The 19,406-nt window shown below is 44.3% G+C and carries 9 protein-coding genes; 3 read left to right on the top strand and 6 right to left on the bottom strand.

Annotation, left to right across the window (positions count from 1 at the left end):
* Positions 1-174: 174 nt before the first annotated feature.
* Complete coding sequence (locus C2M32_RS16495; RefSeq protein ID WP_105169424.1) at positions 175-10,875, bottom strand: hypothetical protein; 10,701 nt, start codon at positions 10,873-10,875, stop codon at positions 175-177.
* A gap of 221 nt (positions 10,876-11,096) precedes the next feature.
* On the opposite strand from C2M32_RS16495, the gene C2M32_RS16490 reads away from it, so the two are divergent.
* From C2M32_RS16490 to C2M32_RS16480, 3 genes are read left to right on the top strand one after another with little or no spacing between them, the layout of a single operon-like run.
* Entirely contained in the window at positions 11,097-11,594 is a 498-nt protein-coding gene (locus C2M32_RS16490; protein ID WP_158678250.1) for a hypothetical protein, read from the top strand.
* Complete coding sequence (locus tag C2M32_RS16485; protein ID WP_105169422.1) at positions 11,581-11,976, top strand: hypothetical protein; 396 nt, start codon at positions 11,581-11,583, stop codon at positions 11,974-11,976. Before C2M32_RS16490 ends, C2M32_RS16485 begins: the two co-directional genes overlap by 14 nt.
* A complete protein-coding gene (locus tag C2M32_RS16480) occupies positions 11,973-12,812 on the top strand; it encodes a hypothetical protein (RefSeq protein ID WP_158678249.1) in 840 nt (279 codons plus the stop codon). The genes C2M32_RS16485 and C2M32_RS16480 overlap by 4 nt, the downstream gene beginning before the upstream one ends.
* 57 nt (positions 12,813-12,869) lie before the next feature.
* Here C2M32_RS16480 and C2M32_RS16475 read toward each other — a convergent pair whose 3' ends face one another.
* From C2M32_RS16475 to C2M32_RS16455, 5 genes are all read right to left on the bottom strand, one after another.
* Positions 12,870-15,428: a TraC family protein gene (locus tag C2M32_RS16475; protein WP_105169420.1), complete on the bottom strand. Its 2,559-nt coding sequence runs from the start codon at positions 15,426-15,428 to the stop codon at positions 12,870-12,872.
* Positions 15,429-15,436: 8 nt separating this feature from the next.
* Entirely contained in the window at positions 15,437-16,069 is a 633-nt protein-coding gene (locus C2M32_RS16470) for a TraV family lipoprotein (RefSeq protein WP_105169419.1), read from the bottom strand.
* A complete protein-coding gene (locus C2M32_RS16465) occupies positions 16,069-16,803 on the bottom strand; it encodes a thioredoxin fold domain-containing protein (RefSeq protein ID WP_105169418.1) in 735 nt (244 codons plus the stop codon). Before C2M32_RS16465 ends, C2M32_RS16470 begins: the two co-directional genes overlap by 1 nt.
* A gap of 86 nt (positions 16,804-16,889) precedes the next feature.
* Positions 16,890-17,300, bottom strand: a complete 411-nt coding sequence (locus tag C2M32_RS16460) for a hypothetical protein (protein WP_105169417.1) — start codon at positions 17,298-17,300, stop codon at positions 16,890-16,892.
* 255 nt (positions 17,301-17,555) lie between these two features.
* Positions 17,556-18,896, bottom strand: a complete 1,341-nt coding sequence (locus C2M32_RS16455) for a hypothetical protein (protein WP_234401325.1) — start codon at positions 18,894-18,896, stop codon at positions 17,556-17,558.
* Between the last annotated feature and the right edge of the window lie 510 nt (positions 18,897-19,406).

Raw genomic sequence — 19,406 nt, 5'->3', positions numbered from 1 at the left:
ACGTCATTCTAACTTTATAGAGACGTTTGATTTTTTATTAACTGAGTGAAATTGTTGACTTAACAAAAAGTCGCCTATGAGAACGGTACTGAAATAGTCGAAAGACAAAAAACACCAACGTCATTATCTGCAAAGCAGATATGAAAAGCCCCAACCTAGGCTGGGGCTTTTTCGTTACAATGGCGGCAAATACAGTGTTCTTTGACACTGCTGGTTGCTCACCTGTATAAAGCCTATCGGACATTGTAAGGTGGCAGGGATAGACTCGGTTCTAGCACATTCACTGTGTGACACTGTGGTGAAGCCATTAGGGCACTCTCCTGCCGTGACATCCACCGTGATCGTTCTAAAACAACTATCTTTATTTAAACTGAAACCGTCATAACAGATGTACGTTGGTGTCTGTACGATATAGCGCTCACAATACCCTGTGGTTTTATTGTAGCTGTATTCATTGGCACACAGTGCTTTATCATTGTTGGCAATCACAGAGCGACAGTACCTTTCTCCTTGTTCAATGAAATCGCCAGGGCAACTTTCTCGATACAATTTTGCCGACAAGGTACGTTCATAAACACAGTGTTTATTCGTGCTGTCATAATCCCCCTCCAATCCCGTGGCAGAAGGGTCAATGTAGGTTTCACAATGAATATAATTCGCACCGATGTCTTCACGTGTCTGCGCGTCGATACAGGTATTATTACTGCGGTCATATACACCATCAATACACGCTATCGTTGAGCGCTTAATACGCTTATGTTTACAGACCAGCTCACCTTCTTCGCGCTTGAGCGCATAGCCAGTCGGACAGTTATAGTCAGCATAACTGGCCAAGAAGCAATTACTATCAATTTGCAAATAACCTACACCACAGCCCTTAATATTTTGCTTAATCACTTTCTCACAGTTTTCACCATTGAAAACATAGCCTTCAGAGCATTGTACCATTGGCTCATGTTCCTCAATACGCTGGCATAATCCGTCGTTACCAAGCGCAAAGTTCACCGGACATGTGCTAGCAGGTGGGATCACGATTTCTTGTGTACAGGTACCATCATTTTGATTCAAGTACCCTTGTGGACATGCTTCTGTCGCAGCCTGCGTATCGGTTTTAAAACACTGAGTTTTATCCGCTGTCAATTGATAACCATCAGGACACCACTGCTGACCATCTTGAATGGTGGTGATCTGACAAGCTTTCTTATCATCATCATACTGCTGTCCGTCATCACAATAATACACAACCCCGATGACTTCATCCTTTTCACACACGTTCAAAGCGGGATCTAAACGGTAACCCTCAGGGCATATTGCTACACTGTCACTGGCTTCATTCGCCGTACATTCTTTACCATCTGTAAAGTGGAAGCCCTCTTCACATTGTTGCTGAGCAGGAATGGTTAACAGGCGTTCACAGTATTTATTATCCGCCGTTAGGGTATAGCCATCAGGACAGACGATGTTGGGATCATGTTGGTCTTCATCCACACACAGGTTTTGCCCCTCGTGGTAGATATAACCCGGATCACACATCGGTGTTGGCAATAACGTTATGACCTTGATACACGCTTCATAATCAGGGTGATCACTGTAACCTAGCGGACACTCTCTTACTGGCTTTTTAGATACCACCGAGGTTTCACACCTACCGGTGGCATTGTTATACACAATACCGCTGGACGCACAGCTAAACTCCTGCGCCATACCTTGTTCACTGACACACAATTTCAAAGTATCCGAGTAATTAAAGCCATTGGGGCATTGCGGTCCATCTGCGGTAGTACGATCCTTTGCCGTGTAACGACATAGTCCAGAGATTAAAGTGGTTTGCTCAGGGCAGCTATAAATTGGATCTTCTGTTGTGTAACGCTCACACATGCCCTTGTTCATAATGTATCCTGCTTCACAGCGCCACTCACTGCCGCTGCCTGCCTGTTCAACCTTTTGACATAGGCCCTGCTCAGAATTAAAGGTGTACCCCGTTGGACATATCCACCACAACTCTTGCTCATCACTCACCGGCTCCCACACCTCACACAAGCCATTTCGGTCATTGTAGCGTTGCCCACTTGGACAGCTACCCAACCGTTCAACCTGCTCAACCTGTATGCATCGTCTCTCTTCCAATGACAACTTATAGCCGCTTGGACACTCACCCACGGACATGCTCGGCGCCATTTCTCGACAGAACTGCCATGTATGTGCACCAAATTGATCGCGACACTCTTTGGTCACCGCTTCTTTGATGGTCCGCTGACAATTTGAGCCAATTTTGGTAAAGCCAATTGGGCAATCGGCAATCGCATTGGTAGAGTTAAAGGTATAGCACTCAAACCCTTCCCCTGTGCCACTAGGACAGTGGTAGTTGGGGCGGATCAATTGCGTTTTATAACACTTGCCATCATCACTATTTAAACGATAACCATTCTGGCAATTGTGGGCCGCATTGACGTTGCCCGATAAGCACTTGGCATCGTCAAAATTGCTATAGCCAGCGTCACACGTTGCTGCGACCGATTGGATTTCCAACGACACACAGGTGGTTCTGTTATGGGTGTAATTAGTGTTACACACACTACTTGGGCTGACGGTATTGAGTCGATAACAGGTATCCCCTAGCGATGTGTAGCCACTTGGACAGGTCATCAAATACGCTTTAAGTTGTGAACTGGTGCTAGAGTTAGCATAGCAATATTGACTATCCAGACTGGTTTGCGAGCTACCCGGACACAGTCTATGGGTATCACGCCAAGAGCGACGAATACACTGAGAACCCACTCTGTCATACGGAGAGGGGCAAGACTCTGTCACAGGATAAGCGTGCGCACGAGTACACTGAGTGCCGGTATTGGTATATTGATCAGGGCAAATTCCCGCAGATGGAGTCGCATTTACTTGTTCACAGCGCACTACACCATCATATCTGGCCACATAGCCAGCGGGGCAAGATACACTGTCCATTGGATATTCTTGCAAGGTGCGCACACACTGCCCACCACTGAGTCGATACGCCGTAGGACACTGCGCAAAGCTCGGCTCGCGATAGGTTTTGACACATTGCCCTGCTTGTAAAGTGGTCCCAGATTGGCAGATCAATGTTTTACTGACTTGTTCACTGCCGTTGGTACATTGACTTCGGTTAAATAGGTACTCATCGGGATGAGAGGCTGGACAGCCTTTATACTGAGGATAATACTCATGACGAACACACTCTCCCTCAGGTGATTTTTCAAAGCCTGGCTGACACACTGTCGGGGCAGTGAAGCGCTCGAGCTTCTGACAAATGTTCCCCGCACTTCGCACATAGCCAGCCGGACAAACATTGGTTGGTTCAGCCAACTTATGGCAGGTTTTAAAGCCACCACTATCACTCATCACGTAACCTGACTGACAGGCCACAAATGACGTTGCCACCGATACCTGACAGGTGTTCCCCACCCGTTCAAAACCCGGTTCGCAGTAGGTTGAGATGGCGGTTTGTTGATCCAAATAACATTGCTCACCCACGAGCACTTCACCGGGATCGCAGGATGCACTTTTGGTGATCACTTGATGACAACTGCCCGATTTGTAGTAGTAGCCACTGCCACAACTTAAATTTGCCGCATGATCGATTTCTTTTTCACAGCGCGTACCTACGAGAGTGTAAGAGCTGGGACACGACCCCACGCCCGGTGTTGGCGCATCACGGTAGCACAGGGTGCTATTTAAGCGCGAATACCCAGATGGACAATAAGAGTACGCTGACTGAGATAAGGTTCTGCGACACCAAGTACCATATAGGTTCCACCTCGGCGAAGCCGAAGGACAGGTGTACCACTCATCTTGATATAAGGTACGCCGACACTGGGTACCGTATAAACTCCAAGAAGGACTGGCGCTGGGACAGCTATACCAAGGGCTGCGATAGTCGTAGTTTGAACAGCCACTGCCAGTATCTCGATACCCGCTTGGACAGCTATAAGTAGGCGAGGTTGTGGTGTAACTGGTACAGCCACTACCGGTGTCACGGTACCCACTTGGGCAGCTTTTACTTGCGCTGGTCGTCAAGGTCTTACGACATCGACCACCAATGTCCACATAACCACTTGGACAAGACTTGTTAACAGGGCCAGACTGCGCACAATTCGAGCCATTGGCATAATAATTGGTTGGACATGATTTGTTTGCCGCTTCTGTGGAAGTGGTATCTCTATAACACTCAACCAGATACGTTTGCGCCGCCATTGGCTCATAGCCAAGGGTCATCCATCCACGGTCACAATAACGGTTAGTACTAAGATAGCTCTTATATTCCCTTTCTGTACCTGTACAGATGTAACCGTTGTTATAATATTTCAACCCCCAATCAGGTTTTGAACAGGAATAGTTATACGATGCCGTCTTGATACATGTACTTCCATCTAACGAATAGCCGTTCGGGCAGCTGTAACTATAATTTGCGTAACTATATTGATAACAACTGGTGCCATTGCGGGTATAACCACTGGGGCAGGAATAGGTATAGCCAACGGTGTTGCCCTTTTCACACATCCGTGAGCTGGCATTATAACTGTACCCAGAAGGACAGTTAATGGTGTAGCTAATACTGCCCCCTTTTTCACAGCGTCCATTAGAGGAGTTATACACATAGCCGCTTGGACAGTTTAAGGTAGCCCCCATGGACTCATCACGCTGACATCGTGAGCCATTATAGAAATACCCTGATGGACAATTTGGTGTTGCACTCATGGACTCATCTTTGTAACAGGTGGTGCCATAGAGGGTATAGCCAAACGGACAAGAATAAATGACCCCTGTCGTTGCTCGACAGGTGCCATTATAGAGCTGATAACCACTGGGACAGGAGATCACTTGCTCAAACAAAGTGGTTTTACAAATACCATCTTTGATATACCAACCCGATGGACATGCTTTACTTGCCGGCGCACTTTCTACCGAAAAACAAGTGCCGTTGTCATTAAAGTAACCATCTGGGCAACGTTTATTAGGTGTGTGTGTCGCATCGGACTCACACAAACCATTACCATTCATGGTAAAACCAGTTGGACACGAATAGTTGTACAGTCCGAATTGGCGGCACTGGCCATTTTCATCTCTAAATCCGTCGGCACAACCAGTACTTTCCACACTGGTGAGCTTTTCACAACGGTTCTGGCTACTGTCCCAGGTATAACCACTTGGGCAACTCGTGTCTGAGTGAGTCACATCGGTACGCTCACATTTCTCAGCGCCAGTCAGCTGATCTGCGCCATAACATTGATACTGAGCAAACAGCTGATCTAGACGATGGCACTCAGTGCCATTTTTTAAATCATAGCCATCTTCACAACTATAAATGTGTGCCTGCGTCTGCGTTTTTTTACACATATCCGCATCGGCATCATAGTTAAACCCTGCGCCACATTGAGCCACGGAGGTACTCGGCTCAACCGCGGTACACTGACCATCAGAGACCGCAAAACCCGCTTCACATTGCTCTACCTTCGGAGTGTAATCAATCAGCAGGCAGCTACCATCTCCTTGCTCGGTATAATTTTCAGGGCAAGAGAAAATACGACCCGCAACCTCATATTTATCACACATGGGTGGATTTAGCGTGCGATCGGCGTCACAACTATAAACGATCGGTTCAATCAGGCTCTGACGACAACTATCACTAGCAATGTCATATTGATAACCATGCGCACATATCCCCATGGTATCGTCTTCCGTGAGTAAGCGACAATTTTCGGCATCTCTTTCGACCGCACCATCATTACACGGCTGTGACTTAGGCTGTGTGATATGTCGAGTACACCATAAGTTATCCGTCGAGAGGGTAAACTGCGTCGGACATTGATAGTCTATTGGCTGAGTGGCCACCTGTTTACATTGATAGCCCTCTACCCCATAGTCCTCATCACATTGCTTGTGCAATGGGTGTATTTCTATGCGGTTACAGGCAAACGGTTCAGTACCAAGCTCCCAACCTGCCTCACACACAGGCTGTACATCGGCGTCGATACACACAGGCATCATAATGCCGTTGTCATCGGATAAATTATAATTGTGCATCCCAGCTGGGCAGGCATACTCGAATTGGTCAATATTTTGCTGTGCTTCGATGATGCAGCGGCCATTATGGCTTTTTGCCCCCAGTGGACAACGAAGCTTAGTTTCATCACCCTGAGATCTGACATACAAATTGTCAATCATGACCACATCTTCAGCATAAGCAGTTGACGCAGGGTGCAGCACCACTTTGCTACAACGCCCTAAGTGAGCGTCGTCAGCTTGATAGCCTTGCGGGCAAATGGCAGGAGGCAAGGTTTGTGCAACAGACGGTGACACCGCGCAACGTAATTGTCCATTCACAATATGCGGCGGCTCGCCACTGTCACAATAATGTTCTGTTACCGACGGCGTGACAAACTTGGTTTCGATGCACTGGTTATGGGCCTGATCATAGGTATATACACCAGCTTGCATCACCTCAATAGCGCCAAAGTGCTCTTCAATTAAACAGTTGCTACCACTGAGTGTACCGATATCACAATACAGCTCAGCGGAGCTCTGCCCTTCCAAGGATAGGTGCTGACAGGTCATCGACATAGGGTCAAATACATCGGCGTCATTGGGACAAATGATCGGGGTATGGGCGATGTCTTCATTGCCCGAGTCCACATCGTATACTGACACGGCACATGCATCTTTATTGGCATCATAAAACGCACCACTTCTACCTGTCAGTGTTTCACAACTCACCAACTGCACACACTGATCACCATCTCGGCTATAACCATCCGGACATTGCGCACCTAAAATACACATGCCCTGCTGCGGGTCATACACACCTGAACCACAGTCTACCTGTGCCGCAACCGACGACTTCTTAACGCAGCTGGTTTGATCCTCCGACAAAGTCATTCCCAGCGGACAGCCCCGCGTAAATACGGGCGTAGCCAAAGTGTCACATAATTCTGCCTGTGGCTGGGTTTTGATAGAGCGGCTTAAGCCATTTGCCAGCGCTTCGTAACCACGCAGCTGATGGGTCGTAGCGGATGCATTAATACGCACTTGAACGAGACATTTCTCTTCGCCACTTTGTGCGTCACTGTACCCTCTGAAACTAAGAATTTCCTTACCATCCGATGTAAAACCCTGATACGCCGCATGGTTATAGATCTGCATGTTTTGCAATAACTCTTGCGTCGATGCACTATTACAGGTTGGAAGCAGTGTGATAGCGCTGGTTTGCCCCTCTGGTAATTGCTGAATATAACTTGCAGGATTCACATTGCTACTGTCCGGTAGCTTGCCAGCAACCAGCCTAACACCGTAGATCAAGTAGTCTTCGTTACCAATAATTGGCCATGCCTTGGTCGTTTCGTGCAATTGTGACCAACCGGGTATGGTCACCGAATTCACGGCCTGTTGAGCGGGCGATAACGACCTAGGAAACACGTTAAGATGACGCTTTTGTGATGGATTGGTGTTTTTACTTAGCAGGTACTCAGGGTTATAGGTGCCATTAATCTCATAATTCCCAGAGAGTCGTTTTTGTATATCATCCAGCATATTACGCGATTCATCGGCCAAGTAACCTTTGGTACCTGAGGTGACACTATCAAACGTCTGTTCGTAATGATCTCCTAAATACAAGTAGTTGTAAGCGATGGTATCAGCAACACATAAGTACTGTTTGATATTTGCAGAGCCCACAATCGCTTGTCGCTGATCATCCGGTCCAAGCATGAGTTCATCACTTTGCAAACCCGATACGCCAAACAGCACATTATTGTCACCCACAAATACACTGTTGGCTTGCGGTAAGTCGGCCACATAGCTACTGGTAAATGGATACACGGGCTGGAACCCGGCAGGACATTGGTATCGGCTATGATGCTCATATTCGTAGGTCACCACGCACGCGCCTAATTGCTCATCATAATGACGACTACGAATGATGGCCCCATCGACTTGAGCTGGTAATGAATTACATGAGGCCGCCTGTTCAGACAATAAATGACACTCTCCTTGCTCATTCATCACGGCCCCTGGCTGACACTTTTTAGCAAGATTGTTGCTAAGTAATGCTTCTTTTACGCAAATACCACCTTGTATGCCTATATCGTCAGTACAGTAATTGACAGATTCAACGGCAATGGCTTTTACGCAGTTTCTGCCATGGCCTGTGGTAACATCATCATTCAATGTGCTGTCATGTTCGGTATTGCGATACCCAGCTGCGCACTGATACCCTTTAGTGCCTATCTGCTGTGCATAGGTTTCCCAACAATCACCATATTGCATGGTGCCGGTTAAACAAACCGCGCTATCCTTGGCAAGGGTATACTCATATTTAACACATTGCCCATTGGCATCGCGTTGCGCATCCTCAGGACAGCTTGTGAAACATTCCCCTTCGCTGGCCACACGATACCCATCAGGACAAGCGAGCACCGTGTCGGTATAGGTCGTTTCGCCATCCAAAACCTGGCAACTTCCCCAAGCTCCCCCTTGTGCGTTCCAAACAGTACCCGGCGGACAATAATGTTGTTCCGTAGCCACCTGACCTAACCCATTAACACATTGATTTTGCTCATTGAGTCCATAACCACTTGGACAGTTTTGAATGGTTTGTACTTGTTTACAAACCGACTTTCCTGCGATTTGAGTCAAGGACATCCCATCAGGGCAACTAAACTCATCCGATACGATTTCATGACAGGTTCCTTGCGAAAACAAATAACCTGACTCGCACCGCTCGGGTAATACTTCCTGTTGTTGGTAGCAAGCGCCATTGCGTAAGGTCATATTCTCTGGACACTGTGGTTCGATAATATGGTAAGTACTACAGGTGTCATCTGCGTTTTTAATTTGCCCCGGCTGACATTCCTCCACCGCGGTAGAGACGAAGCGTTCACATCGCTCATTATTAAGCTCATAAAAGGGTGGGCATACAGGCTCTGTGGCATAACTATCACGCCACTCACAATGGGTGCCCATGTTTTCCCATTCATCTGGACATACTTGTGTCGATTCAACGCTGGCGGTTTTTTCACACTGACTACCATCGGCGGTCAGGGTATAACCATCGCTACAGTAGGTGTTTTTTGCGGTCACTTGATAGCACTCACCCGCAATTAAATCATACCCATCTTCACAACGCACAAAGTCAGCGGTTGTGACTTTTTCACAGCGGCCATTGACGATGCTATATCCTGGCAGTGCACAACTTTGTTGTGCGTCCACTTCCAAAGTGCGTTGGCAAACACTGCCTGTCCATTCATAGGTGTCAGGGCAGCGCCATGTTTTCTCTACACTGTCGGTCTGCTGACAACGCCCTTGAGCATTTTCACTGTAGCCTGTGGGACATACATAGGTGATATCTTTTACCTGATAGCAGCGGTCGTTTTTTAGTAGATAACCGGACTGACAACTCTCAACGGGTGTACTGATCTCTCTGGTGCATTGCCCGCCATCTAACGCATAGTCATCCACACAACTTTTCGCCGCATCAATCACCACCGTTTTTGAACACAAGTTGCTATCCGCATCAAAACTATAACCCGTCGGGCATCCTAAAGTGGCACTGATTGTTTCGTTTTTGATGCAACGGTTGTTATGAATGCTATAACCATCTTCACAAATTAACTCAAAGTCATGCAACTCATGACAAGTGCCATTATCGTGCATATACCAGCCTTCGGCACAACCGATAATGTCCTGAACCGTTTCTTCGGTACAAAATTCGCCGTTAAACGTCATACCGCTGGGACATTTACTTTCCTGTATATAGCGACTTAATCTTGCGCAACCACCGTCAGTTGTGACGGTTCCCTCAGGACAAGCATGGCCGTTCAATGGCTGTTCACTGCGTTTAACACATTGCCCATTTGGATTCATGGTAAAGCCATCGTCGCATTGTACTGATGAGTCGATGCGCTCTACGCGCTCACAATTATCCCCCACCAATTGCTGCCCAGTTGGGCATACGGGAGACGCGGCTTGGCGCTCGTAACATTGTCCATTAAGCAACACATAGCCGCTTTCACAATCACTTATCGCTAACTTTAAGGTCCTTTCACATTGTTCATTATTTCTGGTGTAAGTATCCGGGCAGGTTTCATGAGGTAATATGGTCTCGACTTGCTTACAAGTTGTGTCTGGTTGGATGGTAAAGTTTATCGGGCAAGTATGAACCATCGGGTGCTGAACAGTCTGCTCACACACGGTACCTGTGCTAGTCAGAATATACCCATCCGCACAGGCGTCACGCACTGAGACCACATCACTGGAAATACACTGACCATTTAAATAGGCAAATCCTACCGGACAGGCAGATTTAATCGTGATTGTCTCATCGAGCTGACATTCTAAGCCATTTAGGTCATAAGATTGTGGGCATACATACACCCCCGCCTGCACTTCAGTTGCTGCACATCCACCATTTTTCAGTGGTGTTGTTTGTGCGGGACAGTCGGTAATAGATAAGGAAGGTAAATGAATAGAGTAATCAATGTGACCAAAGTCGCCTTTATTAGCAGGATAAATAGGCAAATATAAGCGGCTTGAGCTCAAGCTTAAGTTAGTCACCAAGCGAACCGTTTGTCCAGGGGCAACGGTACTGCCCTCAATATTAACCGCAAACTCGCTGTTTTCTGACAAGGTAAACAGCACATCATGCGGACCTCGTAATCGATTTCCGTCTTTGTCTTTTAATTCTTCCGTTAAAATCACACTTAGCGATGCGCCGTTAGGCAGTTGCAGTAACCTATCAACCGCCAAGGTTACTTGCTCATCTAACATTACTTGAGACGCAAGTAAGGTATTACTAAAAAATGAAAAGACAAAAAACAAGTAACTTTTTATAACCTTACTTATGCTCATTACAATTTACGGACCTATTACTGACTCTATCTGTAAATTGTATTTTTTTTTATCTATTTAATTTTCAATAACTCGATAATTTTGTGTAGTTAATTATAAAAGTACTGAGTTTGTGAATTTAGAATATGCAAAGTCTCAATTTTAGTGGTTTCAATCATGTTAATTTCTCTGCCTAACATCTTAGCTATCGGGATAGCCTATTGGGGGGTTACCTTGTGGTTGTGGCAATAAGTAAAATATTCAAAAAAGATCAGGCTGATGATTACGATTTAAATGGCGATGGTTTTTTAGAACAGGATGACGAAGAGTTAGTCGCCCAATTTGATGAGGACCAATTTCCTTATCCTGATGAAGACGAAGATGAGGAAGACAGCTGTCAAATAAACCTCTCCCACTTTTCAAAAATGCGCTTCTATTATGACGAACTGCAAGTCTACGATGAAAAAGAAAAAAATTGGCATTATTTGTACCACTTTCCACCTTCAGTGAGACAACAGCTAATTGACTTACTTTCTCCCGATGACAATCTCTCAGATACCGGTTACTCCGATTACACTGAGTCTGTCGATGGTTTCGAGCAATTTGCAAAGGATGACAAATCAGACAAACAAGTACGTTTATCCATTGACTTTGAAAAGCATATTTTGCCACCAAAGGACGAGGAAGAAGCGATGCAAGAACAACTAACACGTAAAGGAAAAAATAATGACGCTTCTTAATAAATACAACAAAAAGCATCTGCTTATCGCATTACTCTCACTGCTATTATTGATAGCAGCAAGCGTGCAAATGGGCCGATTGGTTTTCACTCCAAAAGCACAAGGCCCTATCATAGCCCAATCATCATATTTGGCCTGTGTAAACCTGTTGGCGATTGATGAGTCATTGGTTAATGAAGAAAAAGTCAAGCAACTCACCCTGAGCTGTCATAACATGTTGCAACGTTCTTCTTTGTTCGCTAAAAACAGTGCCGGTGATTACCGAGTGTACATTGATAATGAGCAGTATTACCGTATTAAGCCAGATCTGATAGAAAGGATAAGGACCCGCGTTGACTCGATTTTAAAGAGCAACCCTTCTTGGCTTGAGCAGCCAGTATGACAACTTTTCTATCAGAGCAAATTATAAATTTGGGATCTTTTCTAAGCGCCACCTTCGGACTGACTTTATCCGTCGCCCTACTATTAAGGGTCTCACAAAAAGTAGCCATCTATTTGGCCATTAGATATAACGGCTTTAGATGTCTATATTTTACTGGGATCCTTGGTGTGCCCATTCACGAACTATCTCATGCAGCAACCGCTATCTTATTCAACCATAACGTTAGAGCCATCTCTTTGTTTAAGCCCAACCGACAAACCGGTGAACTAGGCTGTGTAGAGCATAGCTATAGCAATACCGCCTACCAACAAGTTGGTTGCTTTTTTGTCGCCATTGCGCCACTGTTTGGCGGTGCGTTGGCGCTTTATTTATTAAATTACTTTCTTTTCCCACAGCTCAACGATTGGCTAGCGAATATTCACATCAATACCACGTTAAGCATGGCAGAGGCACTTCACGCCTTAACTGCTGTGCTCTGGTTTGCGGATTATACAACGATTGTTCATTATTTTAATTTCAGTTGGTCACATGGCATTTGGTTATATGCGGCATGTGCAATTTCTTTGCATATGTCACCCAGCCGAGCCGATTTAAGGAATATGTGGCCGGGGTTGTTTTTGTTGCTCAGCATTGTGTTTGTGTTATTTATTTTCGTCCCAACAGGAGTGCACAGCTTGGGAATTGAACTACAAAAAGCGTCGATTATCTTCGCTCGTATGCTCTTGCTGGCCACGGTGCTCAGTGCAATTCCGCTATTATTACTGTGTGTCATGCTGGTTGTTAAAAAGTGCATTTACCTCGTTAAACGTTCAACATTACACGACATCAAGAGCTAAACGACCCCCCATAAAAAAGGCTACTTTAAATGAGTAGCCTTTTTTAATTATCCAATTTTATGAAGCTTCACTATTAATGATATGTGTAATGGCTTCATCGGTGGTCATCCCCTGCTCTTTGAGCTTGTTGATGCGGTTTACATCTTTGGGGTCTGTCGAGTACATAAGCTGCTCAAACCTTGGTACCACAAAGCGTACAACCTCTCTTGCTGGGCCTGCTTGTAAGAAAATTTCTGAAAACTTGCCCTTTTCAGTACGCACGGTTTCCATCAGATCATACTCTCCATCTGAAATTGTCAGATGTTTGCCGCTTTTTAGTTTTTCTACCTCACCATCACCTTGCATCATGATGGCCTTGAATTGAGAGTTCGTCGCTAAAGCACGACCAACCGGTGTCTCCATGGTGTCCAGATATGACTGTGTGATAAGACATCCCATACTGTTGTATTTCCTAAATCGACGCCAGCCTGTTTCCAAAAACTTACCAACCGTCTCATTGCCACTTTTGATCCACTCCCAACCCTCATCGATGATCAGGGCCTTTCGAATATTTCTATCCCCCAAATACATGGCAAATTGGATGTTAGAGAACATCTGTAACAGCACTACTTTCTGCAAATGTTCCTGAGATTTAAGTTGCTCTAGCTCTACAACAATAAGCTGACCATTAAATTCAACAGGTTTTTTGCTGGGATCAAAGTAGCGGTAGTACATTCCACCCTTACAGAATCCGGCTAACTGATATCCAACGTCGTTGATACGACGGTCCTGATCAGCTAAACACTTTGCTTGAAAATCATCAATGGTAGAATTGTTTCCATGCTCCCACCATACTTCGTTGAGCAGTGTACGCATTCTCGATTCTTGGAAATCATCCGGTGCGGTCTTAGGGAAAGCCATCAGAGAAATAAGTTGGAATACCATGTCCGCCATCCCTTTTTCACCTTCCCATTCATCAACGGTTTTAAAAGGTTGCAGACTGTATTTAAAGTGCTCGTTAAACTCTAGATATTGGCCATCGTAAATTTCACACAACTTAACGTAGCTATAACCTACGTCGATGATAAATACCTGCCCCCCATCCAAAGGATGGCTGGCGGTATCTTCTATACCTTTATCTTCAAGTAGACCTAAACGATATTCGCTGCCTGACGTGAGTAAGTTACTCACAAATCCATTGGTAAAGAAGCTTTTACCCGCACCACTGGTCGCACACACCAACATGTTCATGTTCGAGTCTGTTTCAAACGGATTAAAACCAAACAACGCCCCCGTTCGCGTGACGAAAGTCATCAACGGGCTGATCCGGCCATCTCTATAGCAGTTGCCCTGCCAAGATGCATAGATAGGCATGAAGAGCGCAACCACTTCAGAAGTATCTTTGGATGTTCGCTCCAAAAAGTTCTTGGTTTCTTTATTAGGAGAGAGCGGCATACAACTCATCACTAGCGGCAACATAATGGCTTCATCAGGGACTATGCCAAAATCTTTCTTATTGAAATACCCTTCCAAATCATTTTGCTTTTCCTTCGCCTCACCCACGGTATCGGTAAAGTGCAGAATATGCATAGACCACTCAAGAATAGATTGTTTGCCTTTTTCTATCCTTTCGTACATGAGGTCATAGTCTTCTTTTTGAAACTGGATACGTTCATTAATAGCCGCAAAACCGACTTTAGATTGATGTTTCAGGGCCGTTCTGGAACGACTGAAATCATTCAACGCTTTCTTTTGATTAGGAATAAAGACATTGACGCAAATAGCATAGTTATCAAAAATCCCATCAATACCTCGTTGCCAGTCACCAGTGAGGTTCAACATTCTGCCCATCATCATCATCGCGGGAGGCGTGTTCACCGAATAAGCGGTGATCACCTTGTCTTTGAGCAATACATGGCGATTATCATCACTAACACTGAATCCTCCGCCAATATCAAAAATCTGATCCTTAAGCATCATAGAGGAGTCAACATTAGGACGCCCTTTTCGCCATCCAGCATTTTTGTTCCAGTTGAACATCACCTGCATTTGATATAACAGCTCTTCTTGGTCCATACGAAAAGGCGCCAAATGCATGCTTTTTAATGCCCCCTCAACGACTTGGGTATAACGCCTAAACTCCGCCATTTCCTTCGCTGTTGCAAATTTACCGTTACGATTCCCCTTTACTGGCATTTTAAAGCTGAAATACAGGCGGAAGTTACGCGCCTTGGTTCCGTTGCTGATGATAGGGCTTCTCGTCGCCTCTTCCCAGAAATCACGGATAACACGAGAGCCGACAGAATAGTCTCTATTTCTTTCAGGATCGGCCACTCGGCCACCGCGCATGGCAGCATAACCCCTTAAGTAGGCGGTAACATCGGGCACAGCAAATAGCATACACTGCAACCAACAGTCGTCTGGAAACTTTCGTGACAATAAATTATTTAATACACTTTCAACTTCCTTGGCGGTACCATTGATAGGGGAACAAATCCAAATCGCTCCCAAATGCCCATCGTCTGTAATGAAGGCTTGATCTTTCTCCAAATAGTCGACGTATGGGAATAATTCGCCTGGTGAGTGACGTTTCAGCAGTTTTTTTGCAAGCTTTGCAGAGCTAGAGAACAAAGACATATCAGGACCTACTTTCCTTCATTGCGAAGTCTAATTTCTTCTAACGATAATTTTCGAATTTGCAACGGGGTGATAACCGGCATTTCTGTACGCTTCTCTTTGCCAATGGCCCACTTGCGAGATTCCACTTCGACGTAGATTTTACCTGGGTCATGTAACCGACCCTCATCGTCTTCCCATGTCGCAAATTGCATTCTGAGCACTTTGGCCGGCGTACGCATAATCGATTGCTCATCACGTAACATTTCGGCTTGCTTCAATACTTCCATTTGTTTAAATGAATCAACGTTCAATGCGGTGTCTACAGGCGGTTCCGTCACGACAGCCTTTGCTGGTCCAGTGTTTTGGTTCGAAGAAACACTTTCATGTACATCATCTCTTGCAAAGAAACGACTCATGCCTTCTTCTTCTGTTTTCATATTTTTAGTATATCCCAGCGCTTTTTGCTGTAGGGCGGATAACTCTTCTGGCGATAAATTCTCAAGGTCAGTTTTATAGCTCGACATCAGCAAGACCTCCTTCGCGGAGTGACACACTAAGCCATCGGCCTGCTCATCACATGAGGGGTCTTCCCCAACGGCAAACACTGCACATCCAGCTAATTGCATCGAGAAAACAACAGTAACAATCTTTCTAAACATTACTCATCACCCTCTTTTAAAAATTGTGTTAATGCTTTAGGCACACCCTGGATGATGCGACCTCGGCGATTAACCAATGTAGGAAGCTGAGAAATACCTAAGACTTGCGTCGCTGCCAAGTTGTTAAATAAGCGAGAATAGTCACACTGATCTACTTTCATATCAGGAAGGTCTAATTCTTCACTGTTAACTAAACTCTTTAGTGCTTTTTGCTTATCTTGCTCACAGTAAAGACGCTTTATTAATGGTGTAGACTCATCACCACCGATCAAGTTAGTCAACACATAAGCTATTTTATAGTCTTGACTAAAGGGCTGTAATTTTTCATAAAGCCCATCACATGCAGTACAATTTGGATCGGTAAAAACCACAAGGTCAATTTCACCTTCTTCTTTACTGTGCAGCGCACCTAAAGTTGCAGGGTTGATACCAATGCGCTCCAGAGGGACCACATAAGATGCCTTTGCTTCTTCTAAGTTAGTGATGTATTTTTTCTGCCAACCATCATATACCTTACCTTCAAAAACAAAACGTCCCCCCTCGCTAAACAGAAAGCTACCTTTATCATTTAGGCCAAAGTACACATTTTTTATTGGTAGGCGTGCAACTGAACGCTCTAGTTCGGCGATTTTCTCATTAACGGTTTTTTGTCCGGGAGTCTCTTGTGAAGAGCTAGGAAATGATAATGTCACACTCAACGCCAACAGTGAGCTGGCCAGCATTTTCATTTGCATGTTAGGTTTCCAATTAGAACTGAAGTATCTCTAGTCTAATGGGATAAAACTCATCGATAAGCAATTAACTAAGCTATTTTGAATGATTAATTATCTAGGTGTTCTTTTTTGAATTGCTGATGCCAACTTTGAAAATCTTTAATGCCAGACATAATATAGTCCTGTAACTCAGCTTGACATACGAGGTGCTCATTTTGCGTCACGAGGCGACCTAAACGCTTTAGACTCTCGACTATTTCTTTTTCGTACACGTTACCTTGCATGACAAGATCAGAAGCACTGCTTCCTCCCATACCCATACTCAAATCTTCCACTTGAGCAGTCCAAACAACATACTGACTTTGTACAATGGTTTTGTATTGTGTAAACGCTTCGTCTAGGGGAGGGCGCTGCATAAGCGCCTGTAATGCTGAATCACTACACGGTGCTGCATGCGTCGTTATATTAACACCAAGCATTCCCGTTAATGTAATCACACTGAGGAGTTGATTATTCATTTTTCTATACCATAAGTATCATGTCTTGATGATATCTTTTGTGGGCCTGACTTTGCGGAAATAAATCAACGATATTTGATACTTAATGACAATCTACAAGGAGTAGGGGAGATAGCAACGATGCTGAATATTAGGAAAGGAGCCTAGGTTATTTGGCGAATTCACCTTGAATAATCGCCAAAAAAAAGTATAAGACATATAAAAAACAACAGGTTAAGCTAGAATAATCATAAACGATGTTACCACCTACGCTTATCAATTAACTTCTAAGTCCACTGACAAAGACTTCGTTTTCAATACATTCACGACATCCATCAAGGAAGGAACAAACTGCTCTACTGAGTTAGGCAACATAGAGAGCAGTGTCGTGTTATTACAGTTCCAGCACATGCTGCTGTCATTGGCTAAAATAGCTCGACAGCTTTGACATAGTTTGACAAATTTAGGCTGGTTAGACAGTGCTTGTCTATTTCTTTCTGTCAGCCCCTTAATCGTACTTTCTAGGTCATTGAAGCTTGGCAAATCGTCGCTGATCACTTTGTTTACGAATCGCGTATTATTTACTTCGCTGTGTCGTACCGCCTCTTCATCACAAAATCGCGCTATAAATGCTTTGCGATTAAACAATACGTCATCACCTCTTAAGGTAATAAACAATTCAGCAGAAAATGCCGATTGTAATATGATAAACGGTAATTTGAGTTTGCGTTCCATTAACGCTATCAGTTTCATGGGCAGCTGACGCATATGTCGCTCCAAAAAGTCCGACAGGCCAAGCACCTGATAAACGCTTACTGTTGTACTTTCTCTTTTAAACTGTTGTAGCTCCCAGTTGAAACAATTCGCATGGTAAATCATAAACACAGCCAATCTTTCACTCTTAACAACCATTTTAAAAATGCGCTCCACTAACGCATTTAGCTGGATTGTTCCTTCTTTAGACTCAAGCAGGTTGATAAACAGAGCTGAGATCAACTCTCTATCGGTAAAGAAATCATCTTTTAACTCAGGTCGGCAAGGGTATAGGTGCTCCACACTACAGCCATAGTAACGATAAAGATGTTCTGCAGTAGACAACTGCTTGTCCAACCGGAACTCAACTTGTTCTGGGTCAATAAAGTGTTCCAACTCATACTCCGATCCATCATCCTGGTATTCTAAAGATAGGTTTTCTACATATGCCTTAAACTTTGATTCAATAATAGGGCAGTAAATCCACTTTCTGAATCCAGATATTGCAATCACTTCTTCGGGTGAAAAGTTATTAATCGTGTCACCAGGCAAGGGGGCAAGTGTGTCTGAATCAATCCAGAATATAGAGACTTGATGCTCCTTGGCCAAATCTTTCACGTCATTTTTGGCTTTTTCAAAGTCATCGCCAAAAATAATATGATACGGCCGTATATTGGTACGCACTTCTAAAGCATGAGGAAATATAGATGAGTGTTGTATTGATAAAATAATGGCTATCTGTTCGTCACATTTAAAAACCATCCCCTCATGGGAGGGTATGGCTGAGCTTCTAAAACGAGGCAACATTAACACTTGCTTATTAGCTAATAATCCTCGGATTTTTTCCAATTGAATACTCATCATAACACCCAAACTTTCTGTTCCTTTAGCAATTAGCAACGCTTCAATATTTTACCATTAAAAAAAGTACCGTCTGTAAACAAAGACAGCCACATGATGAATGGAAAGAGCGATATCATTGATATATCACTCATGTCACATATGATGGCATTAAATTTACCCCCGAATTATGTTCTCATTATGGACACAAAATAAGAACAATATAATTTTTTTGAGATGGGATAGGTGTTCTCATATCAATGCATATTAAAATCTAATTCGTTTTTAGTAGGTTACCCTAAAATCCCATACGAAAAACGAACTAACTTGGCAAAATTACATCTTTAATACCGTTTTCATGATGAACTGAAGCTTAAGATCAGTTTAAAGCGACCCTCGTTAACAGTCGCAGTCAGTGCTATAACAGGCAAATTAGGCAAATAGCTACACTTTACTGGAGCAGCGCCAAATACATGATTTTGTCGACAACACAAACGCTAGAATAATGATAAGTTCAGGATAACTTTTTAATAT

It is taken from the genome of Pseudoalteromonas sp. T1lg23B (assembly GCF_002964665.1).
Classification (GTDB): domain Bacteria; phylum Pseudomonadota; class Gammaproteobacteria; order Enterobacterales; family Alteromonadaceae; genus Pseudoalteromonas.
The sequence above is the reverse complement of the archived record's forward strand: the minus strand, read 5'-3'. Positions and strand labels throughout refer to the sequence as shown.